This is a genomic window from Vibrio sp. YT-19(2023) (assembly GCF_033337395.1).
This window is the reverse complement of the sequence record NZ_JAWOQN010000015.1, coordinates 96314-117032: the sequence shown is the minus strand read 5'-3', so window position 1 is coordinate 117032 and position 20719 is coordinate 96314. Positions and strand designations below refer to the sequence as shown.

General features: G+C 44.8%; 23 protein-coding genes. 16 read left to right on the top strand and 7 right to left on the bottom strand.

What is annotated here, in order from left to right; genetic code table 11:
- The first annotated feature begins 33 nt into the window (after positions 1-33).
- Entirely contained in the window at positions 34-813 is a 780-nt protein-coding gene (locus R7E78_RS13220; RefSeq protein ID WP_053349765.1) for a class I SAM-dependent methyltransferase, read from the top strand.
- Between the two features lie 186 nt (positions 814-999).
- Positions 1000-1572 carry a hypothetical protein gene (locus tag R7E78_RS13215; protein WP_104975734.1) on the top strand — a complete coding sequence of 191 codons (573 nt, stop codon included), beginning with the start codon at positions 1000-1002 and terminating at the stop codon, positions 1570-1572.
- 68 nt (positions 1573-1640) lie between these two features.
- On the opposite strand, the gene R7E78_RS13210 is transcribed toward R7E78_RS13215, so the two are convergent.
- Together R7E78_RS13210 and uspA are read right to left on the bottom strand one after the other, a co-directional pair.
- Positions 1641-2519, bottom strand: a complete 879-nt coding sequence (locus R7E78_RS13210) for a carboxylate/amino acid/amine transporter (protein WP_017635030.1) — start codon at positions 2517-2519, stop codon at positions 1641-1643.
- A gap of 64 nt (positions 2520-2583) precedes the next feature.
- Complete coding sequence (gene uspA / locus R7E78_RS13205; protein ID WP_005379165.1) at positions 2584-3009, bottom strand: universal stress protein UspA; 426 nt, start codon at positions 3007-3009, stop codon at positions 2584-2586.
- Positions 3010-3291: 282 nt separating this feature from the next.
- On the opposite strand from uspA, the gene ftnA reads away from it, so the two are divergent.
- The 3 genes from ftnA (at position 3292) to R7E78_RS13190 (ending at position 5608) form a co-directional block, all read left to right on the top strand.
- The gene (ftnA, locus tag R7E78_RS13200; RefSeq protein WP_005379167.1) at positions 3292-3819 is read left to right on the top strand and encodes a non-heme ferritin; all 528 of its coding nucleotides are present in this window, start codon (positions 3292-3294) and stop codon (positions 3817-3819) included.
- Positions 3820-3910: 91 nt separating this feature from the next.
- Complete coding sequence (gene uspB / locus R7E78_RS13195; protein ID WP_005379169.1) at positions 3911-4234, top strand: universal stress protein UspB; 324 nt, start codon at positions 3911-3913, stop codon at positions 4232-4234.
- A gap of 180 nt (positions 4235-4414) precedes the next feature.
- Positions 4415-5608, top strand: a complete 1194-nt coding sequence (locus tag R7E78_RS13190; RefSeq protein WP_065274997.1) for an NAD(P)/FAD-dependent oxidoreductase — start codon at positions 4415-4417, stop codon at positions 5606-5608.
- Positions 5609-5701: 93 nt separating this feature from the next.
- Here the strand turns inward: R7E78_RS13190 and R7E78_RS13185 are convergent, their stop codons facing one another.
- Positions 5702-7045, bottom strand: a complete 1344-nt coding sequence (locus R7E78_RS13185) for a sigma-54 interaction domain-containing protein (RefSeq protein WP_005382945.1) — start codon at positions 7043-7045, stop codon at positions 5702-5704.
- A 436-nt stretch (positions 7046-7481) separates the two neighbouring features.
- On the opposite strand from R7E78_RS13185, the gene R7E78_RS13180 reads away from it, so the two are divergent.
- The 5 genes from R7E78_RS13180 (at position 7482) to R7E78_RS13160 (ending at position 10805) form a co-directional block, all read left to right on the top strand.
- Positions 7482-8033, top strand: a complete 552-nt coding sequence (locus tag R7E78_RS13180) for a BON domain-containing protein (protein WP_005379174.1) — start codon at positions 7482-7484, stop codon at positions 8031-8033.
- A 45-nt stretch (positions 8034-8078) separates the two neighbouring features.
- Complete coding sequence (locus R7E78_RS13175; RefSeq protein WP_005379177.1) at positions 8079-8255, top strand: DUF1328 family protein; 177 nt, start codon at positions 8079-8081, stop codon at positions 8253-8255.
- 8 nt (positions 8256-8263) lie between these two features.
- Positions 8264-8461 carry a hypothetical protein gene (locus R7E78_RS13170; RefSeq protein WP_005379178.1) on the top strand — a complete coding sequence of 66 codons (198 nt, stop codon included), beginning with the start codon at positions 8264-8266 and terminating at the stop codon, positions 8459-8461.
- 103 nt (positions 8462-8564) lie between these two features.
- Positions 8565-8996 (top strand): hemerythrin domain-containing protein, encoded by a 432-nt coding sequence (locus tag R7E78_RS13165; protein ID WP_005379185.1) that lies wholly within the window; start codon positions 8565-8567, stop codon positions 8994-8996.
- Positions 8997-9140: 144 nt separating this feature from the next.
- Positions 9141-10805, top strand: coding sequence for a diacylglycerol kinase family protein (locus R7E78_RS13160; RefSeq protein ID WP_258474622.1), 1665 nt, complete (start codon positions 9141-9143; stop codon positions 10803-10805).
- Between the two features lie 203 nt (positions 10806-11008).
- On the opposite strand, the gene R7E78_RS13155 is transcribed toward R7E78_RS13160, so the two are convergent.
- Entirely contained in the window at positions 11009-11407 is a 399-nt protein-coding gene (locus tag R7E78_RS13155) for a hypothetical protein (RefSeq protein ID WP_017821105.1), read from the bottom strand.
- A 148-nt stretch (positions 11408-11555) separates the two neighbouring features.
- The gene (locus tag R7E78_RS13150; protein WP_005379194.1) at positions 11556-11993 is read right to left on the bottom strand and encodes a DUF2383 domain-containing protein; all 438 of its coding nucleotides are present in this window, start codon (positions 11991-11993) and stop codon (positions 11556-11558) included.
- A 360-nt stretch (positions 11994-12353) separates the two neighbouring features.
- Between R7E78_RS13150 and R7E78_RS13145 the strand changes: the two genes are divergently transcribed.
- From R7E78_RS13145 to R7E78_RS13130, 4 genes are read left to right on the top strand one after another with little or no spacing between them, the layout of a single operon-like run.
- Positions 12354-12602, top strand: a complete 249-nt coding sequence (locus R7E78_RS13145) for a hypothetical protein (protein WP_005379196.1) — start codon at positions 12354-12356, stop codon at positions 12600-12602.
- 48 nt (positions 12603-12650) lie between these two features.
- A complete protein-coding gene (locus R7E78_RS13140) occupies positions 12651-13163 on the top strand; it encodes a phage holin family protein (RefSeq protein WP_005379198.1) in 513 nt (170 codons plus the stop codon).
- Complete coding sequence (locus R7E78_RS13135) at positions 13153-13479, top strand: hypothetical protein (RefSeq protein ID WP_318057940.1); 327 nt, start codon at positions 13153-13155, stop codon at positions 13477-13479. The genes R7E78_RS13140 and R7E78_RS13135 overlap by 11 nt, the downstream gene beginning before the upstream one ends.
- Before the next feature lie 45 nt (positions 13480-13524).
- Positions 13525-14595: an AI-2E family transporter gene (locus R7E78_RS13130; RefSeq protein WP_005379202.1), complete on the top strand. Its 1071-nt coding sequence runs from the start codon at positions 13525-13527 to the stop codon at positions 14593-14595.
- Between the two features lie 18 nt (positions 14596-14613).
- Here R7E78_RS13130 and R7E78_RS13125 read toward each other — a convergent pair whose 3' ends face one another.
- Entirely contained in the window at positions 14614-17061 is a 2448-nt protein-coding gene (locus tag R7E78_RS13125) for an EAL domain-containing protein (protein ID WP_262628842.1), read from the bottom strand.
- Between the two features lie 194 nt (positions 17062-17255).
- Complete coding sequence (locus tag R7E78_RS13120; RefSeq protein ID WP_225473502.1) at positions 17256-18161, bottom strand: DMT family transporter; 906 nt, start codon at positions 18159-18161, stop codon at positions 17256-17258.
- 168 nt (positions 18162-18329) lie between these two features.
- On the opposite strand from R7E78_RS13120, the gene rmuC reads away from it, so the two are divergent.
- Both rmuC and ubiE read left to right on the top strand, forming a co-directional pair.
- The gene (rmuC, locus tag R7E78_RS13115; RefSeq protein ID WP_005379209.1) at positions 18330-19862 is read left to right on the top strand and encodes a DNA recombination protein RmuC; all 1533 of its coding nucleotides are present in this window, start codon (positions 18330-18332) and stop codon (positions 19860-19862) included.
- 77 nt (positions 19863-19939) lie between these two features.
- Positions 19940-20719, top strand: coding sequence for a bifunctional demethylmenaquinone methyltransferase/2-methoxy-6-polyprenyl-1,4-benzoquinol methylase UbiE (ubiE, locus tag R7E78_RS13110; RefSeq protein WP_017635022.1), 780 nt, complete (start codon positions 19940-19942; stop codon positions 20717-20719).

The following is a 20719-nucleotide window of genomic DNA, read 5'->3' as shown; positions in this document are numbered from 1 at the left end:
GCCAGTTACCTCGATTTTTATTGGAGCCTCCTTTTGCAACTGCAATTGATCTGTGAAAACCCGTCTCAACAATCTCATCTTGATGAACTCGCTGCGCGTTGGCAGCTTTCTCACACTGACGATAGCGATTTTGCTTTGGTGCTAACCACCGAGCGTTTGGAGCTACGTAAAGTGGATGAGCCAAAGCTGGGTGCAATCTTTGTGGATTTGATTGGTGGTGCGGTCGGTCATCGTCGCAAGTTCGGTGGTGGTAAAGGCCAGGCAATTGCGAAAGCGGCGGGTTTGAACAAAGGGGCAACGCCAACCGTGTTAGACGGCACGGCAGGTCTTGGTCGTGATGCGTTTGTGCTCGCCTCGCTAGGTTGTAAAGTGCAGATGGTCGAGCGCCATCCAGTCGTAGCCGCTTTGTTAGATGATGGCTTGGCTCGAGCGAAACAAGACTCCGAAATCGGCACCTGGGTATCTGAGCGCATGTCGCTAATCCATGCTTCTAGCCATGATGCGCTAGAGCAATTGGCGCAAGATAAAGACTTTGTCCAGCCAGATGTGGTGTATCTTGACCCGATGTATCCGCACCCAGAAAATAAAAAGAAGTCGGCGCTCGTAAAAAAAGAAATGCGCGTTTTCCAATCGTTGGTTGGCGCCGATTTGGACGCCGATGGCCTACTAGAACCAGCCATGGCGTTAGCCACAAAGCGTGTAGTAGTTAAACGCCCAGACTATGCTAACTGGCTGAACGAGAAAAAACCGACCATGGCGATTGAAACGAAAAAAAATCGCTTCGATGTCTACGTTAAAGCATCGATGGCATAACTTCCTGACGGCTCAACTTTTCTTGTCACAGTACGGTGTGTCGTGCTGTGACTCAGCCTCTCTTTCCTCGTCTCTATTGATAGTTTTCTCTTGCTAATTCCCTTCCCTGACTGTATATCTAACTAAGAATTATTATTATTTCACTTGTTGTGATGCGGTCGATAACTGGGAAGCTGGAGTAGTAGAATGGCTAAACGTTTATGTAAAATGAGTCGCAAACAGATCGCGGCAGAACTTGGTGATATCCATCGTTTAGTTGTCGCACCAAAATTCGTTTGTCGTTCTTGCGCACGCTCTTCATCGGCCAAAGATACCCTTTGTAAGCCAGCCGCAATTCCTCCACAAAAATGCCAAGACAAGCCATTGAGTGAGCAACAAGCATGTGGCTTATTGGTTGAAGCTCTGCCAGCACAAGCGATTCCAGTGACCACTAAACAAAGCAACGAAAAAGCCGCGATTGTGAGGCGTGTTGTTGAGCGTGTGAAAGAGAAAAAACAAGCCGAAAAATCTCCGGAGCCAGTAAGAGCCGACGCACCAGTATGGTTTGATTTAGCGGATAAAAAATCGCTCAAGAAAGCGAAAAAAACACTGAAAAAGCACTATAAGCAGCAAAAGAAGTTGCTAAAAGTGGCGAAAAAACAACAAAAGTTACTTAAGCGTCAGCGCAAGCTTGAAGCGCGCAATGCGAAACTAGAAGTGTTGCTGCCAACGCCACCTAATGCTTTGATGAACGCAATCTCACAAGCCAAAGTGCATTAATCAAACAAAAAACGCTCTCCAGTCGGAGAGCGTTTTTTATTGTCGAAATGTTTATAGGATTAGCTGCGTTACTTATTGGCGTAACTCATCTCTACGCGCTTTTTCACCCAGGTTTCGTTAATCCATAGGGATAGCATGATGATCGCACCGCCAATGGCGAGTCGCATGACATCAACATCGCGGTTCCAAATCACAATGTTTACAATCAAGCCCGCCGGAACCAATGCATTGTTCATTACTGCCAGTGCACCTGCGTTCACCATAGTCGCGCCTTTGTTCCAAGCAAAGTAACCAAAACCAGAAGCAATCAACCCAAGGTATGTCAGAATGCCCCATTGTGTTGCAGTGGTAGGTAGTTTGTCGAGGTTACCCATGAGCGCGAAAGCCACGGTTGCTACACAAAGTGCACCTAAGTAGAAGTAGCCAAACACGGTGTGTTGTGGCAAATCGACGGGTTCACTCTCCATGATATATTTGTAGCCCACCTGACCGATGGCAAAGCAGAGGTTTGCCCCTTGTACGACCAAAAAGCCCAGTAGGAAATCTTCATTAATGCCTGCAAATTTAATCCAGGCGGCACCAAATACGGCTATTGCTGCGGTAACTAAGTACCAAGGTGAAAAGCGACCTTTCAAGAAGTCATAGATTAGCGTGACGTAAATGGGTGTGAATACGGTGAACAGCAATACTTCTGGCACGGAAAGGAGCAAAAAAGATTGGTAGTAGAAGCAATACATCAAACCGAGCTGGAAGCCACCGACAGTCATCAGTTTCGCGATCAGGGGTTTGCTAACGCCACGGAATTTCAAAAAGGGAATGAAAACCAAACTCGCCAGTGCCACGCGCATGAACACCGAGAACCAAGAATCAACCTGACCGGCGAGGTAAACGCCGATCAGGCTAAATGAGAATGCCCAAAGTAGGGTAACTGCGGATAGATAAGCCATGGATGAGAATCTTTATCAACAACAAATGTGCCCGCAGTCTAACCAAGTTTTATCGTTGCGCCAATCAGTCTTTTAGCGGTACGACCAGCATATCGACTGGTGAGCAGTTAATCAGCTGTCGAGTCGAAGATAGAATCTTGCTCCAGAAATCTTGGTGATGACCACAAACCACCAAATCAATGCTGTAGTCTTGAATGGTATCGCACAGCTCATTACTCAAATCGCCACTACCGACTAAAGTATGGGCAATTGGGTATTGCGCATATTCTGCGAAGTTTGCCAATTGTGTGCGCGATGCTTCCATTGCTTGATGTTGCGCTTCTGCCATATTGATATCGATAAGCCCGGTGTAGAGTTCTGCGTAGTTCACGTCGATGTGAATAAAAGAGACTTTCGCATCCAGAGGTTTAGCCAGTGATACGGCTTTCTTAATCAACACTTTACTGTCGTCTGAAAGGTCGACTGCCACAAGTATGTGTTTGTAACTCATATTGCTATCTCCTTGTAAGGTCATAGTTTTAGATTAGCACCAACCCCAAAAAAAATTTGCTGAAGTGATCTCATATCGGTGCCGTAGGTACAAAGTCTTGTCTCAGTAATCATGTTATAGTGGCGTTATACCCAAGTGACTTTGATATGCTGAAATAAGCGTAGTGTTACTGACTAGAGTTGAAGTGAAACTTCGCCGTGTCTGCCAGACCAAGCTATTCTCGCAGCGTCATTTATTTCGAGGTTACTTGGGTATATTGCATGCACAATAATAGGAGTTAACATGCTGTCTCAAACTATGGTCGAACAATTGAATGAGCAAATTAACCTAGAATTTTTCTCATCCAATCTATACTTACAAATGAGTGCTTGGTGTGAAGACAAAGGTTTTGAAGGTGCGGCTGAATTTTTACGCGCTCACGCCGTAGAAGAAATGGAGCACATGCAACGCCTATTCACTTACGTGAGTGAAACTGGCTCAATGCCAATCTTAGGCGCTATTGATGCGCCAAAGCATGACTTTGCGAGCCTAGGTGACGTTTTCCGCGAGACATTTGAACATGAACAAATGATCACGGAAAAAATCAACAAACTGGCGCACGTTGCATTTACTAGCCAAGACTACTCAACGTTTAACTTCCTACAGTGGTACGTGTCAGAACAGCACGAAGAAGAGAAGTTGTTTAAAGGGATTTTAGATAAGATCGAACTGGTAGGTGAAGACGGTAAAGCGTTGTTCTTCATTGACAAAGATCTAGCACAAATGGCGAAAGAAGGTTCATCTTCAATCATGGATGCTCCAGCTGCGTAAACGCGTTTTGGGACGTTGTAAGTAGCGGGTAAAGACGAAGTGTTGATCGTCTTTTTCTCTTGAGCATTGTTGAAGATGTAGGGAGGAAAAGATGATCAGTGGAGACACAATCTTATTTGCGCTAATGGTGGTAACTGGAGTTAATATGGTCCGGTATCTCACCGCTCTTCGTTCTCTAATTTATATCATGCGTGAAGCGCATCCGCTGTTATATCAGCAAGTTGATGGTAATGGTTTTTTTACCACTCATGGAAATGTCACCAAGCAGGTGAGGTTGTATCACTACATTAAAAGTAAAGAATATCATCATCACCACGATGAAATTTTTACTGGTAAGTGTGAAAGAGTGCGTGAATTGTTTGTTCTATCGACCGCGTTGCTCGGCGTGACGCTACTTGCGGCCTTCATTCTCTAAGAGTCGATGATCTAGATAGTTGTTCTGTCTGAGATTTTACGTACATACAGAGTGCTTAGAGTTTAAGCGCTTTTCCCTTTCGGTATTTGTCGGTAGAATGTCGCGCCTAGAAAGCAAGGATGTGCAATGTGCACATCCTTTTTTATTTTGATTCGATACCAATCAGTCTAAGAGCTACCGATGAGTAAGAAATTTGATGTTGTTGTAATTGGCGCAGGCGCAGCAGGTTTAATGTGTGCTGCAGAAGCAGGTAAGCGAGGCCGCCGTGTTTTGGTGCTCGATCATGCTAAAAAGCCAGGACGTAAAATCCTTATCTCGGGCGGTGGTCGTTGTAACTTCACTAACTACGACGTTTCAGCTAATCACTATTTGTGTCAAAACCCGCACTTTGTTAAGTCGGCGCTCTCCCAATACACTAACTGGGATTTTATCTCGATGGTGTGTAAACATGGCATTGAGTTCGAAGAGCGTGATCACGGCCAGTTGTTTTGTGTCGATGCATTTACGGCTAAAGATATCGTGAAGATGTTGTTAGCTGAGTGTGACATGCCGAACATCGAGCAGCGTTACCAATGCGATGTTCATTCGATTGAAAAAATTGATGGAGGCTTTCGTTTGCATGCTGGTACTGAGATTGTCGAATGTGAGTCTTTAGTTATCGCAACAGGTGGCTTGTCGATGCCAAAACTGGGAGCGACACCATTTGGTTATAAAGTCGCGGAACAATTTGGTCTTCGAGTTATCCCAACCACGGCAGGGCTTGTACCATTTACTCTGCATAAAGAAGACAAAGAAGACTTTGCTGAGTTATCTGGTATCGCGGTACCTGCGGAAATTACGGCTGAAGATGGCACCATGTTCAAAGAAGCCCTGTTGTTCACACATCGTGGGTTATCTGGTCCAGCAGTGTTACAGATTTCTTCATTCTGGCGGGCCGGACAAAAGGTGTTGATCAATCTTGTGCCAAACGATGATGTTGCTGAGTTATTAGAACGCAGTCGTGAGAAGCATCCAAATCAGTCACTCAAGAATACGCTTGCCAAAGTGCTGCCTAAGCGTCTGGTTGAAGTCTTAATTGAACGTAAAGAGCTAGTCGATAAACCGCTAAAACAGTTCAATCAAAAGGAGCTTGCGGCGATTGTGGAGCGCCTAGAGCATTGGGATATCGCCCCGAATGGCACTGAAGGCTACCGAACTGCGGAAGTGACACTCGGCGGTGTCGATACTGATCACTTATCCTCGAAAACCATGGAATGCAAAGACATTAAAGGGCTTTATTTTATTGGTGAGGTGATGGATGTGACTGGTTGGCTAGGGGGCTACAATTTTCAGTGGTGCTGGTCGAGCGGTTTTGTTGCGGGGCAGTGGGTTTAATCAAACACCAAACGCAGCCTAACTGCATAAAAGATAAGATACAAAAAGAGCACTGAGTTTTATTCAGTACTCTTTTTGTATTCCCATAGCGAGTTACTCGTCTTGATACTTTTCGAGTTTGTTATAGAGCGTTTTCACGCTAATGCCTAACTCCTGCGCTGATTCCGTTTTATTGCCTTGATTCTCTTCAAGGGTATTGAGAATGGCGGCTTTTTCTAGCTCTTCTAGCGAAACGCCCGCCGGAACAAGGTCTTCGATGCTGGTGCCTGTTTCCAATGGTGGTGTGTCGAAGATCAGGTGTTCATCTCGGATGGTGTCATCAGCCAAAATAAATGCACGCTCGATCGTGTGTTTGAGCTCACGGACATTACCTGGCCAGTCGTGTGCAGCGATTTTTTGGATCGCAGAGTCAAGAATCGTTTTGGTTTTTGCCTCATTGGCGTTGCGGTGCGCAATAAAGTGCTTGGCCAGACCGACGATATCACCGCCTCGTTCTCGCAGTGGCGGTATCGTTAATGGGAAATGCGATAAGCGGAAAAACAGATCTTCACGCAGGAACTGCTCCTCAATGGCGATTTTAGGATCACGGTTTGTAGCAGCAATGATGCGAGTATTAGCGATATGAACTGTATTACTGCCAACTGGGCGATACTCTCCGGTTTCTAGCACCCGCAATAGCTTCACTTGATGCTCGATAGGCATCTCGGTGATTTCATCTAAAAATAGGGTGCCGCCCTCTGCCTGCTTAAATACACCTTGGTGAGTTTTATTTGCTCCGGTAAAAGCGCCTTTCTCATGGCCAAACAGTTCACTATCAACCAATTCAGGGCTAATGGCACCACAGTTAATCGCTATAAAGGGCTGCTGTTTACGCTCACTCGCTAAGTGGATGGTCTGCGCCACCAGTTCTTTGCCTGATCCACTTTCACCGACAATAAGGACGTTGGCTTCTGTTTTAGCAACGCGCCTGATCATACGATAGAGCTGATGCATCGGAGAGGAAGAGCCGACCAAAAGACCAAATTGGTCAAGATCGCTGGTGGACACTTTACGCCCTTGATCTTGTTTGTGTTGATAGTACTGGCTGACTTCACTCAGGGTGTCCGTCAGAATGGCAATATCAACGGGCTTTCTGTAGTGAAAAATAGCACCCAAGTTCATCAGCTTATCCAAGTTCTCGTTTGGAGCGCCAGAGCTAATGATGATCAAGTCCATATCGTAGATGTCTTCGATATTAGAAAGACGTTGATAATCTGCACTAGTAAAGTGGGCGACTTCAACAATCGCAACTTCCGGTTTGAGTTGTAGGAAATCTTCAATCCATTGGTCTGCGGCATCGATGTCATGCAGACGAAATTTGTTCAGTTCCTGGCAAGAAGCGATGGCATTTTTAAGTGATGGATCTTGTATTCTTAGAAACAGGCTTGGCATCGACATAGAAATGTCCTCTTTACTATGACAGAAACAATGTACGTGGATTATTCTCACTTCACAAGACAAAATATTGTCAGCATAGATTTAAGGATTTGTTCGGTATTTTTATGTTGTTAGCCCCTTTTTGATATATATCGGTGAGAGCCATCAGTAGATATTTCCTTTTGTTCAGATTTTTATTTTTAAAATAATAAGTTTGCTATTAATTGATTCTGGGGAAATAGCCTTTCTGTTTTATCAGGTTATTTAGGCACAAGTGACGGAGGCTTTATCACCGATTAAAAATTACATTTTTTACGTGTAAATAATTCATGCTTATACTTTATTGCTCATCTCATTTTTACCTCTTTCCTTTATTAGTCAATTAAAAACAATGAGTTATAAAGTTGGCACATGGTTTGCTCCTAGGGAAGTGCAACGTCAATAAAGGAGAATTACCATGAATAACATCGCAGCTAAAATTGTACTTACGTCAGTTCTTGCTACTTCATCTACAGCAGTCTTAGCGAGTGATAAATGGGAAAAAGAATCCATGGACGCTTGGCTAGATGGTAAAGCTGAAACCACACTACTGCTAAACAGCAATCTCAACTCTTTTGATATCAATACCGATGTAGAGAATCAGGTCGTTACCCTTTCTGGTTCGGTAAACAATGATCTTGAAAAATCACTTGCCGAAGAGCTTGTTACTGGTCTTGATGGTGTGAAAAAAGTAAACAACGAATTGTCAGTAGTGAATGAAGGCAAGAAAGAAACTGATTCAGAAGCTTTAGCTACACTGACCGATTCTAAAATCACGACTATAGTTAAAACGCGCCTACTAATGGATACCAATGTGAGTGGTACGGATATTGATGTAACGACAGAACGCAAAACGGTAACGTTGGCAGGTAAAGTTAATTCAGATGCGGAGCATGATCTTGCAATTTCAATTGCAAATAACACCAATGACGTAAATAAGGTGATTGATAAGCTAGAAGTGGTTCAATAATAGCGAGCCGAGTGATTTAACCCACTTTTATTAGGAGGTAACACTATGGTTCGTTGGATGTTTATTTTTCTGGCACTGGCACTAATTTCTGCACTATTAGGCTTTACCGGTATTGCAGGAGCTGCTGCCTCTATCGCGCAAGTGATATTTTACCTATTCCTATTGTCATTAATTGTATCAATAGTGATTGTTCTGCTGGGAAGAAAAAACGTAAATAGATAGGAGATTCCATGCGACTTACGTCATTTATTTACCGTATCGCCGCAGTATTCGGTTTGGTGTTTGCGTTGGCAGCTTGTAGTGAAGAAGGGCCAATGGAACAGGCCGGCAAAAAGATAGATGAAGCCGCCGAAGAAACCCAAAATGCGATTGAAGATGAATGTGAAAACATTAAAGAAAACCTAAACGCTGAAGACCAAGATTGTTAGCCGAATCAGGTTAGGTTTTTACGCATAGCTATGTAAGAGAGGGGCGGTCAATCACCGCCCTTCCTTTTGTCCCAATTGTTTACAATCAGATAAGGAGTCAAAGATGAAAAACATATTTGATGTACTGAAAGAGAGTCATGAAAAGCAGCGCCTTTTACTCGATGCTCTGATGGAAACGTCTGGAGATTCCCCCGCTCGTGAAGAGTTTTACCACAACCTTAAAGAGGAACTCGAACAGCACGCAGCGGCAGAAGAGCGATTTTTCTACGCGCCTTTAATAGATAGCGATAAGACCATTGATCTCACTCGCCATGGCATCGCAGAGCATCATGAAATTGATAAAGTGATTGCACAGCTTGATGCAACCGATATGAGCTCGCCAGCGTGGCTCAACCTAATGAAAACCTTGCGTCACAAAGTGTTGCACCATCTTGAGGAAGAAGAGCAGCGTTTCTTCCAGTTAGCCGGTAAGGTAATGACCGATAAGCAGAAAATGAAACTAGCGGATGGTTATGTTGAAGAGATGGCAAGCTAGGTAGAGTGTTGGACCTTTTCGTGCCATTTCGGCACGGGAAGGCACTCAATCAAGGCGTTTACTCAAGTTCATGTATCCAAGCTCAATCCCCCGCGTATTCTAACTTCCACTAAAAAGTGCACTCGCTGAAGGCAAGGAGAGCGAATGTTTATCATCAAATATTATATTCTTGGCGCTCTGATCAGTTTATTGGCCGCTATCTATACGCCTCAAATTATCGTTAGTCTGCTGTTCTTGTGGATATCTCTTTCTTTAGCGTTGGTCAGCGTAGCCTACGTATTCGACATTCCCTCTATTTTTAGAAAAAACCAAGATGGCAAGATTGTCAGGTGGATTCGCTGGGCATTCATTCCATTTTTATTGGGGGCTAGAGCGTATAACGCCTGGGAAAGACGGCGTGATACTGTGCCTCCAATCCAAAAAGTCAGCGACAATTTATACCTATCTCGCCGTTTGTTTCAGAGTGACTTAGATTTTCTCGAATCCAATGAGATCTCTTGTATTGTCGATGTCACCGCAGAATTTGCAGGCCTTGAAAGTGCGATGACCGACAAGCAGTTTCATTACCTTTCGATTCCGGTACTCGACCACAAAGCCCCAACGCTAGAGCGCCTTCGCCATGCGATTAACTGGATTGATACTCAAATCTCGTGCTCGCGGGCTGTGGTTGTGCATTGTGCGTTAGGGCGTGGTCGTTCAGTGTTTGTTGTGGCGGCGTATTTACTGAGCAAAGACCCGTCACTGACGGTTGAATCTGTGATGAAAAAAATCAATGACGTACGTAGTACCGCGAGATTAAATAAATTACAGATTAGGACGTTACGAGCGATCAGTGAAAAAGGCGTACTGGGGCTGGATCAATCCACTTGGATGGTGGTTAACCCTGTTTCAGGTGGCGGCAAATGGGAGGAAAACGAACAGCACTTGATTCGTGAGCTAACCAAAAAATATCGCTTGAGTATTCATCAAACCACCACAAACCTCAGCGCCGAGCAGCTAACACAACAGGCAAAAGAAAGTGGAGCTAAGCAAATCATCGTAGCTGGTGGCGATGGCACAGTAACAGAGGTGGCTAGCCAATTGGTGGATACCGACCTAAAACTCGGTATTGTTCCGCTCGGAACTGCCAATGCGTTATGTCATGTGCTCTATGGCGTTGGCGCCAAATTCTCACCGGTCGAAAAAGCGTGTGAAGCGTTGCTTGGCGGACACTGCCAACGTATTGATACTGCGGACTGTAATCAGCGGCTTATTTTATTGGTCTTAGGCATTGGGCTAGAACAGAAAATGATCGAGCACGCTCAGCGAGAAGAGAAAAATGTTTTTGGACAACTCGCTTACCTCACCGGCTTTTTTAATGCTGTAGTGGCGGAAGAAACGCAAGCTTTAACCGTATCGTTAGACGCTCCAACTGAAGATGGAAACCACGACAAGAATACACAAACGCTTGAAGTCCATAGTTTTGTCGTTGCGAATATCGCTCCATTTAGTACGTTGCTTGCCCAAGGTGGTGATGCGCCGCAGCCTGATGATGGCAAGCTGCATATCACATATTTAGATAACACCGAGTCTTTAGGCGGACGTCTTATCGCATTGTCGGATCTGACATTAACGAGCGTAGGCGCACAGGAAGAATCGACACATTTTCAATACGCGACGGCTCAGAGCGTCACTATTTCTGCGAATAAACCGATTGAGTATGTGATTGATGGTGAACTGTATTCTGATGAGCAACTGGCAATCAAGCTGCGTCCAAAGTCATTGAACGTATTTGTTCCAAGCCAGAGACGTAAATCAGCTTCGCTTTAACACAGATAATCCGCGGATAACGCGCCATTTGCTTCGTATTCTACATGGCGCTTTTTCTGTGTTGTTTGATGATTTGGTGTGCGTCGTAAAAAGGCTATTAAGGTCGCTGCGTAGATGCAGCGGCTTTTTTTCTATCTGCACCTTTTACTAGGTTGATTGGGGATGTGGTTTAAACAAAGTGAAAGAAAGAAGGGCGAGTATAATTACTCACCCTGAGGTAAGTGCTTTTCAATTTCATCGTTTTCAACTTGTAAAGCAGCTAACCAATAAGAAACAAGTGCGGTTAAGTTGGTGTCGTCAATGGCTCTAAGCAGGGCTTTTAAATCATCTAACAGTAATTTATTCATAAAATGCATTTCTTTGTAATTGCCTAACTCGGCAACGCCGTATTCGGTGGCATTTTCTGCAATGAATTTTTCACCATCTTGATCGAAGAACAGCTTCGCCATCTTTTTGATCATCACTTTTTCTATTTTCACGAATCGATATGCCGCTCTTGCGAGTGTCATATGTGATTGCGGGTTAACGAGAGGCAAACACGTTTGGCGATGGTGTGTCATTTTTACGAGTAGCTCCCTTACTCGATTGTTATCCAATGTCATAGTGACCTCTTTATTTATGACTATTGTCGTGGGACATTTCTCGTGATGGTTATGTTAATGCGCCTGTGGGCTTGTCAGAAATGGCCAAAGCAAGTTGGCCATTTCTTTGATCAATACCGAGCTTTATTGCAAAGGCGACCACCAAGTTTTAGCTAATAAGGCTGATGCTGCTGAGTTTTTCTTTGCAGCTTTTTATATCGCTACGAACTTTCAGCAGAACCGAGTTATCCGCCTGCTCTGGGTGGGAAGTAATCAAATTCTCAATCTCTTTGAGTACCTTGCTTTCGACACCTTCAAGCTGTTCTAAATACATAGACTCTTTGTCAGAGGACACTTCCTTCATCACGTCGCTGTAGACCTCACGCGCCTTGATGGTGTAGGAAACTGGAGTGTCGTCGGCAGATTCTTCATTGTTACTTGCTAGAGAGTAGGGAGTGAGCTCAATGACTGCACGCTCACGTACTCTGAGCAGTTCTACCAACACATTATTCAAAGAAGTGTTGTCGATGTTCTCGATGGCCTTGTTGTAAATTTCATTTCCGCTTTCGATAAGCTCAATGATTGAGGCGATGTTTTCATTTTTCATATGCCACTCCTTATTTACTGGTGATAGGGGTGTTTGAGCGTATGGAATACAAACACGATGTTCATCTTCAATTGCAGGTTGTATGCCAATGAGTTTTAAGTCTTATTAATCAGTGACTTAATGTCTTGTTTTGCAATAAATTGCTAACAGTCGGTAAGGCGCTAAGAAAAAATTACAAGAATGGCGGGGAAAGCCTGGAAAGAATTACACGTACAGATACGGCTTTTTATCGAAACAAAAATAAAACCAATAAAAAACAATAACTTAAAATTCTGGCATGGATATGGCTTTGTAGGGAGTAAGTGAGGTCAAACATTGTTTCACTTGATTCACTACTCAACTCATTAATGGAGGCTAGTTATGGCTACTACAAAAGAAAGCACAGTAAAACCTCAAGAGCAGTTAGAAGAAGCATATCACTTAGCGGAGCAAGCCACGACGGAAGCTGTTGGCGCGATGAAAGACCAAGCCAAAGAGAAGCTGGATGTAGGTGCGCAGCAAGTTCAGCAGGCGACTAAGTCGGCAGAAAATGTAATCAAGGAGCGCCCATTGCTGAGCATAGGCTGTGCCTTCCTTGCTGGTTGGGCGGTTTCGAAGCTGATCAAATAATAGTGGTCACCAAGGATTAAGCCACACAACAGAAAGGCGAGGCTTCACATGAATAACTCAGGGCAAGTTACCAATCAGCAATCAGGCTCGGCGGCTTCAGACAGCGGCCGAGCCCCTGATGGGGCAGAAGAACAGGATATCCAACAAACCATTAATGGTTTGAGCAGCATTCTTGCGCAATTGGACCAACTGACGAAATCGCTAAAAGCATGGTCAGGTTCAACGTTGGATTTGTTCCTCTTGGAGATGAAAGTTAACGTGTCCGCAGTGCGTCAAATTTTGCTGTGTACCGTTGTTTTTACCCTATTGTCGGTATTGTTCGTATTCAGTTTGTGCCTTGCCTCTGGGGTGGTGGCTTATCAGTTAACTGCCAACGTATATGTTGCCGTGGGTGTATTTATCACATCATTAGGCTTGGCATTATTTGCTTTAGCCTGGTGGCAGAAGCGTTTAGTTGGATTTCTTGGATTCAAAAATACGACAGAACAATTACAGGAGGGGTGGGATGCGCTCGCTACAAAAGCTCAATCGAGCCATGCGGATCAAGCGGATGGAAGGTAAAGTATCTCTAGAGCAATGTTGTTTGTCGATGGAAATGTTCACGTTTACCACCAAGAAGTTTGTGAGAGAAAACCCTTGGACGACATTAGGCATTAGTGCTGTCGTTGCCGTTACCGCAGCAAAAGCAGATCGATTGTCTCGACTGACTTCTTCTATTTCGTCGATGGGGCTATTGGTTAGCAGCGTGTCTGATATTACCGATTCGCTCACAAAGCCGGTCGCGGCAGCTTCTCTGGATGAGTCAGGTGCGGAGCAAAATGGAAATGCAGCAACACAAGTAAGCAACGCTGCGACGACAGAGGGCGAACCACTCTAATAGCGGATTTCACCGCAAAGTTTTCTTACCGATTCTGAGCTTATTATGACAGCGAAATTGAACATTCCTGCCAACACTGCGATTGGTGCAACGCTTCTCGTCCTGTTACTCGTCCCAGGGCTGTATTTTGCCAAGCCAATATTGTTACCTATTGTGCTTAGCACCTTTATTTCTCTGCTGTGCAGCCCTTTCATTAATTATCTTGAAGACAAAGGCTTACCACGTGCTATTACCGTCGTGTTGACGCTGTCATTTCTAGTTGGCGCCTCAATTATTGGTCTTGCCGCCATGTCGGAGCCCGCCAAGCAATGGTGGTCTGAGCTGCCCAGTATCGTGAAAAATGTGTCGCAAGAAGTAAGCGAAGTTACTAAAGCTTCGGCTGATCACCTTAATACTCCATTGAATATCGCCAACGATATGAGTATGGATGAGGTCGGGAACAACACCGTATTTTCTTTGGTAAAAACGCTCGCGACCACTACGCCGACGATTTTGACACAAGCGATGATCGTGCTGTTTATGGTTTACTTTATGCTCAATCATGGACGAAGCTTATTTCGAAAGTCAGTGTCTTACTTACATGGGTTCGCCAAACAGCGCCAAGCGATTGAATTGGTCAAAGCGCTACAGAAAGACCTATCTCGATACATTGGCACCATCACTTTAGTGAATGCGGGGCTGGGGTTGAGTGTTGGGGCCGTGTTTTTTGTTCTAGGCCTTGAAGATCCATTTCTATGGGGCGCATTTGCAGGCGTGATGAATTTTGCGCCGTACCTCGGCCCTGTCATATCCATGGTGAGCTTTGGCTTTGTTGCTTATCTTCAGTTGGAGTCGGTCAGTTTTATGCTGACGGTGGTGTCTATCTATTTACTGCTCAATTTGATTGAAAGTCAGTTTGTTACACCAACACTATTGGGGAAAAGGTTTAACTTAAACCCGTTAGTGATTTTTGTTTGGCTTGTTTTTTGGGGCTGGCTTTGGGGCGGAATGGGACTATTGATCGGTGTGCCGTTGCTGGTTTGTATCAATATTTTGGTTGATCGTCTAGAGCTATGCCAATCAACCCAAAATCAAGCAAAACAAATCACCTCCGCGGACGTGGCACCGCGAGAGTGACTTGAGGAGCAAGCTGGTTCAACGAAACAGTTTTTCAGCGCTCACTGGCTGACTAAATAAATATCCCTGACCATAAATACAGCCTTTTTCGAATAAATAATCGGCTTGTTCCCGAGTTTCTATCCCTTCCGCGACGACTTTCAACGACAGCGTTTTTCCCATGGCAATAATGGCATTCACAATCGCGTTGCTGTCGCTATTACTTGGGACATCACTGACAAATGAGCGGTCAATTTTCAGTTTGTTGATTGGCAAACCTTTCAAGTAAGACAAAGACGAATAGCCAGTTCCAAAGTCATCCAGAGAAATCTCAATACCCAGTTCTCGTAATTGATTTAACGATGCAATGGCTTGTTGAGGGTCGATTAGTAAAAAGCTCTCTGTGATCTCCAAATCTAACCGTTGGGCAGGGTATCCGGTGTTATCGAGGATAGTACTTAATCGCTGAATGAAATTTGACTGCTGAAGCTGCAACGCAGAAACATTGACGGCGATTTTGCCAAACTCGATGCCTTGGTCCAGCCAAGCATTACCTTGCAAACAGGCTTGTTGTAACACCCACTCACCAATGCTTTGAATCAGCCCTGTTTTTTCTGCAATTGGAATAAAGTCTGCTGGTGGTACAAGGCCAAACTCTGGATGCTGCCAGCGTAATAAAGCTTCCACGCCGACAATCGTATTTTGTTCCAAATTGTATTGCGGTTGGAATTCTAACCGGAGTTGTTGTTTTTCTATTGCTTGATGCAAAGCGGATTGAATGCGTACATGGGATACGGATTTATCGGTCAAATCCGGTGAGTAAAACGCGTAGCCGTTGCGTCCATTTTTCTTTGCTAAGTACATCGCGGTGTCTGCGTTTTTCAGTAAGGTTTCACTGTCTTGACCGTCTCTTGGGTACAAGGCAATACCAATACTTGTCGAGACACGAAGTGAGTCGTGGTTTGCCAAGTCGAATGGTTGCTGGAATACGCTTAGAATATCGCCGACGGTTTCCAGTAAGGCAACATCACTATGGATGTCTGGCAAAATAATCACAAATTCATCGCCGCCAATGCGAGCCACATGCGCATTGAGGTGAAGCACATCTTGCAGACGAATCGCTAACTTAGACAGCAGTTGGTCACCACAGAAGTGGCCCATACTATCGTTGATGTGTTTGAAATGGTCGATATCTAAGAATAGGGTGGCAAACGTCTGCTGGTTTTTGTGTCCGGTTTCGATGTGTTGCTCGAGTAAGCTGAGTAAATGGGTGCGATTAGGTAGATTGGTTAATGGATCGTAAAAAGCCATGCGCTGCAGCTTTTCTTCGTGTGCCTTACGCACAGAGATATCTTCAAACACACAAATGTAGTTAATAAGGTGGTTTTTATCGTCCATTACGGCGCTAATGGTCGCTAATTGCGGATAAATGCTGCCATCTTTCTTTCTGTTGATGAATTCGCCTTTCCATTGGCCTTTGTTTTCGAGTTGATGCCACAACTGTTGATAGAAACCTTGATCATGATGACCTGAGCGCAGAATTCGTGGGTTTTTTCCTATCACCTCTTCAGAGCGGTAACCTGTAATTTGGGTAAAAGCCGTGTTTACATCAATGATGTTGGCATTGCGGTCTGTAATGACCATGCCTTCTTGCGAATTGTTGAAAATTTGGGACGCTAAGGAGAGCTGCGTTTCTACCATTTTTCGGCGGGTGATGTTACGTGTCATCCCCAGAATGCCGATTAAGTTTCCCGCATGATCACGGACAGGAGACTTAATGGTTTCTAGCCAAGTGGGGTTATTGTTTTCATCAATTTGACGGCATTCTTCAACAATATTTTGCGTGCCCGTGGCTACCACCAATTTATCGGCATCAATGAATTTTTCCGCACGTTCATGGCTAAACAGAGCAAAATCGTCTTTTCCAATGATTTCACTGTTGGTTTTTTGCCACGCATTTTCTACGCTTCGGTTGGTCATCGAATAAAGACCATCCATGCCTTTTATCCATACGTGGTCTTCAAGGCAGTCGATAAACTCTTGTAGTGTTGGTGTTGGCTTTATTTCCGCGCTTTGATGTCGCGTTTGTTCTTGCGGACAGTGCAAGTTGATATCAAAGCTGATCCGCCCCGCCATTGCGCTTAGCCATGCCGAAACAACTGTTGATTGATCATTAGGGTGAGTCAGTGTCAGTACGGCAAGCAATTCGCCATTTGGTAGCCAAATCGGTCCTATGCTCAAGGTTTGCTCTTCAAAGGGGGTATGGCTAACTGTAAAATCTGTCGGCGTAAAGTGATCGACAACTTGCGTTATCACATCGACGATAGCACGATGATTTTGGGTTGAGGTGGACACCTCAGTCGATAGCCACTGCTGAGTATCGCTCAGAGTATAAAGCTGTCCCTGAGCTTGAGTTACATCACAGCATTGTCGCAGAACGTGTTGCCAGTCTGCCATCAAAGGCGAAGGAATAGCGAAGCGAAACATAATTAATAACGAGTCCTAAATCGCCCAAAGGTAATTATATTAGAATCTAGCGTAAGCTATTGGGCTTTGTGAGTATCGTATCCAACGCGTAGCTAAATCCTAGCAGCGTAAAGTGCTTTCTATCATTAAAATGTTATCTATATCTCTTTTTTATCCAACTTATTGCATCGTTTTTTAGGGCTTTTGATAGGTGATTAAGAAGCGTTTACCGCTTTGGTTTTCTTGCCCCATGAGACTTGCTGAATGACTAAGCCACTGATGATCAATACCAGGCCAATCAAGGTTGAAGGATGAATTTCTTCGCCGATGATGGTAGCTAACAACATGAGTGAGATAAATGGAGAAGCAAAGATCAGATTACTGATACGCGCGGTGTTTTGCGTTGATTTGAGTGCGCTCAGCCACAAAACGAAAGTGATCCCCATTTCAAACAATCCGACATACGTCACCGCTGCCCAGCCTTTAATTGAGATTGCCTGCAAGCTCGCACCTTCATAAAGACTTAAACCAATGGCGAATGGAATAGCGACCAAAAAGCCGAGCAGAACGCCAACCACAGGGTCGGCCTTATTTTTGGTATTTAAAATCCAGTAACCGGCCCACAGCAGCGTTGATAGCAGCGCAAGACCAACACCCAACGGGCTCTCAAATTCCATGCCTAAAAGATTGCCTTGTGTGGCAATCACTATCACGCCGACATAACTAAAACCACAAGCTAGCCAGTCCTTACCACGGATCTTTTGTCCTAAGAAAACAGCAGCCATTAGCGTTAAGGTGATGGCCCAGCTGTAGTTGATCGCTTGAGCCTGAGATGCGGGCAGCAAGTCATATGCTTTGAACAGAATAACGTAATACGCCAAAGGGTTAATCAACCCAAGCAGTAGGTAATACCAAGGGTTTGAGAAAAATGTAGCGCTTAGCTGGCCCAGTTTACCTTGCACACCACAGATTACTGTTAGCGCAATCGCAGAGATGATGCTGGCAATACATAGCATTTGAATCGGCGTAAATTCTGCCAACGTGAGTTTAAATGCGGTTGCAACGGTAGACCAAAGTAATACTGCTGAGAGCCCAAATCCTAGGGCGCGACGCTCGTTCATGATGCCTCTGCGTGATGATGTGCCGCTCGGTTTGGATAATTTGAGCGGAAGAAAGAATATTATAGGAAGGCCTAGTGTATGCGAGGATTTTTCATCCAACAAACTGGACATTTATCCAGTGTCTAAATACCATTGTTATAGATACAAAACACAGGCTAACTCGCTATTATGCAATGGATTCTTGAGTACCAATCTCTCATTCTCTCTTCTCTTTGTGCTGCCACGCTTAGTGGTGTCGCTGCCGGTTGGTGGGTGAAACAGCGTTTTATCACCCAAACTCAGCTTCTCGAGCAACAACTTGTTTCAGAAAAACAGCTTCATCAACAGCAACTTGAACAGGTCAAGCAAAGCCTTGCCGATGCCCAGCAAGAGTTGGATGAATTAGATGATGAGCGCGATAAAGCCGCGTTTGAAGTGCGTCAAACGCACGGAAAGCTGATGGCAGCTATGGAAAAACTGCGTTACTTCGAGGCCGTAAAGCAAGAGCGCCAGCAATACTTCGATGAGCTTGGTCAAATGCGTGAACACAAATCACGTCTAGAAACGCAACTGCGTGAACAGCAAGCTCGCCATGAGCAAATTAACCAAGCCAATGCAGAAAAACTGCAAATTTTAGAACAAGCGGAAGCACGCTTGAAACAACAATTTGAGCACTTGGCAAATCAACTGTTTGAAGAAAAAACCGCGAAGGTCGATTTGCAAAACCGTCAGAGTTTAGAAGGCTTGTTGTCACCGCTTAGAGAACAGTTAGAAGGGTTCAAAAAGCACGTTAATGACAGCTTTAGCCAAGAAGCTAAAGAGCGCCATACCTTAGTGCATGAGCTGAAAAACCTGCAACGTTTGAACGAGCAAATGACGCGCGAAGCAGTTAATTTGACCCAAGCGTTGAAAGGGGACAACAAACAACAAGGTAACTGGGGCGAAGTGGTGCTCGCTAGGGTACTTGCCGAATCTGGCTTGCGTGAAGGGCACGAATATCAGACTCAGGTGAACTTACAAAATGAAGCAGGCAAGCGTTACCAACCTGATGTCATTGTTCATCTCCCACAGAACAAACAAGTGGTTGTAGATTCCAAAATGGCGTTGGTTGCCTATGAGCGCTACTTCAACGCCGAAACTGATGCTGAGCGCGATCAGGCTTTGAATGCGCACTTAGCTGCTCTACGTGCACATATCAAAGGGTTAAGCATGAAGGACTACCACAAACTCAAAGGTATTCAGAGTTTGGACTATGTACTGATGTTTATTCCGGTTGAGCCGGCGTTCCAAGTCGCGATTCAAGCCGATCCGAGCTTGATTAAAGACGCGATGGAGCAAAACATCATTTTGGTGAGCCCAACAACGTTGCTGGTGGCACTGCGCACCATTGATAATCTATGGCGCAATGAACGCCAAAATGAAAACGCCAAAATGATTGCGCAGCGTGCGACAAAACTCTACGACAAATTACGATTGTTTGTAGACGACATGGAGGGGCTCGGCGGTGCGCTGGATAAGGCGAATCAAAGCTATCAAGGTGCGATGAACAAGCTTGCCACAGGGCGCGGAAATGTGATTCGCCAAGCCGAAAGCTTTAAACACTTGGGAGTTGAAATTAAACGACCGATTTCTTCCGACCTCGCGCAGTTAGCGCAGAGTGATGCATTTTCAGAAAATGACCCGTTAGTAGAAAGACATCCGGCTGAGGATAAAGTAAACTAATCGCCCGCAGTGCAGTGGGCGATTTTATTTGTCAACAAACGCCCCGTAGAGGAAAGCGCTGCCTAAGAGGAATTAGAATGACGGACACAAGTTTGCAATCCAATACAGCGTTAGAGAATGAAACCACTCACTTTGGTTTCTCTACAGTGGCAAAAGACGAAAAAGTGACTAAGGTTGCCGAAGTATTCCACTCCGTGGCAACAAAATACGACATCATGAATGACCTGATGTCAGGTGGTATTCACCGCCTTTGGAAGCGCTTCACTATCGATTGTAGTGGCGCTCGCCCTGGCCAACGTATTCTTGACCTAGGTGGTGGTACGGGTGATTTGACGGCGAAATTCTCGCGCATTGTTGGCGATGAAGGCCATGTCATCCTTGCCGATATCAATAACTCAATGCTTAACGTTGGTCGCGATAAACTGCGTGACAACGGTATTGTGGGTAACGTGCATTACGTTCAAGCCAACGCAGAAGAACTGCCGTTCCCAGATGATTATTTTGATGTCATCACCATCAGTTTTTGTTTGCGTAATGTGACTGACAAAGACAAAGCGCTTCGTTCAATGTTCCGCGTACTGAAGCCAGGCGGCCGTCTATTGGTGTTGGAATTTTCAAAACCAGTGCTAGAGCCGTTATCGAAAGTATACGACGCATATTCATTCCACTTGTTGCCGAGAATCGGTGAGCTAGTTGCGAATGACTCAGAGAGTTACCGCTACCTAGCGGAGTCAATCCGTATGCATCCAGACCAAGAAACGCTGGAAGGCATGATGCAAGAAGCAGGTTTTGAAAACACCAAATACTACAACTTAACTGGTGGTATTGTGGCTTTGCATCGCGGTTATAAATTCTAA

Bases quoted from the DNA above. Each gene is read 5' to 3' on its own strand.
- R7E78_RS13185 (WP_005382945.1), bottom strand. From the start codon at position 7,045: ATGTCGATGCCAAGCCTGTTTCTAAGAATACAAGATCCATCACTTAAA.
- R7E78_RS13140 (WP_005379198.1), top strand. From the start codon at position 12,651: ATGAATAACTCAGGGCAAGTTACCAATCAGCAATCAGGCTCGGCGGCT.
- R7E78_RS13165 (WP_005379185.1), top strand. From the start codon at position 8,565: ATGAAAAACATATTTGATGTACTGAAAGAGAGTCATGAAAAGCAGCGC.
- ftnA (WP_005379167.1), top strand. From the start codon at position 3,292: ATGCTGTCTCAAACTATGGTCGAACAATTGAATGAGCAAATTAACCTA.
- R7E78_RS13130 (WP_005379202.1), top strand. From the start codon at position 13,525: ATGACAGCGAAATTGAACATTCCTGCCAACACTGCGATTGGTGCAACG.
- ubiE (WP_017635022.1), top strand. From the start codon at position 19,940: ATGACGGACACAAGTTTGCAATCCAATACAGCGTTAGAGAATGAAACC.
- R7E78_RS13180 (WP_005379174.1), top strand. From the start codon at position 7,482: ATGAATAACATCGCAGCTAAAATTGTACTTACGTCAGTTCTTGCTACT.
- uspA (WP_005379165.1), bottom strand. From the start codon at position 3,009: ATGAGTTACAAACACATACTTGTGGCAGTCGACCTTTCAGACGACAGT.
- R7E78_RS13210 (WP_017635030.1), bottom strand. From the start codon at position 2,519: ATGGCTTATCTATCCGCAGTTACCCTACTTTGGGCATTCTCATTTAGC.
- R7E78_RS13135 (WP_318057940.1), top strand. From the start codon at position 13,153: ATGGAAGGTAAAGTATCTCTAGAGCAATGTTGTTTGTCGATGGAAATG.
- R7E78_RS13150 (WP_005379194.1), bottom strand. From the start codon at position 11,993: ATGAAAAATGAAAACATCGCCTCAATCATTGAGCTTATCGAAAGCGGA.
- R7E78_RS13145 (WP_005379196.1), top strand. From the start codon at position 12,354: ATGGCTACTACAAAAGAAAGCACAGTAAAACCTCAAGAGCAGTTAGAA.
- R7E78_RS13160 (WP_258474622.1), top strand. From the start codon at position 9,141: ATGTTTATCATCAAATATTATATTCTTGGCGCTCTGATCAGTTTATTG.
- R7E78_RS13120 (WP_225473502.1), bottom strand. From the start codon at position 18,161: ATGAACGAGCGTCGCGCCCTAGGATTTGGGCTCTCAGCAGTATTACTT.
- R7E78_RS13170 (WP_005379178.1), top strand. From the start codon at position 8,264: ATGCGACTTACGTCATTTATTTACCGTATCGCCGCAGTATTCGGTTTG.
- rmuC (WP_005379209.1), top strand. From the start codon at position 18,330: ATGCAATGGATTCTTGAGTACCAATCTCTCATTCTCTCTTCTCTTTGT.
- R7E78_RS13215 (WP_104975734.1), top strand. From the start codon at position 1,000: ATGGCTAAACGTTTATGTAAAATGAGTCGCAAACAGATCGCGGCAGAA.
- R7E78_RS13125 (WP_262628842.1), bottom strand. From the start codon at position 17,061: ATGTTTCGCTTCGCTATTCCTTCGCCTTTGATGGCAGACTGGCAACAC.
- uspB (WP_005379169.1), top strand. From the start codon at position 3,911: ATGATCAGTGGAGACACAATCTTATTTGCGCTAATGGTGGTAACTGGA.
- R7E78_RS13175 (WP_005379177.1), top strand. From the start codon at position 8,079: ATGGTTCGTTGGATGTTTATTTTTCTGGCACTGGCACTAATTTCTGCA.
- R7E78_RS13155 (WP_017821105.1), bottom strand. From the start codon at position 11,407: ATGACATTGGATAACAATCGAGTAAGGGAGCTACTCGTAAAAATGACA.
- R7E78_RS13190 (WP_065274997.1), top strand. From the start codon at position 4,415: ATGAGTAAGAAATTTGATGTTGTTGTAATTGGCGCAGGCGCAGCAGGT.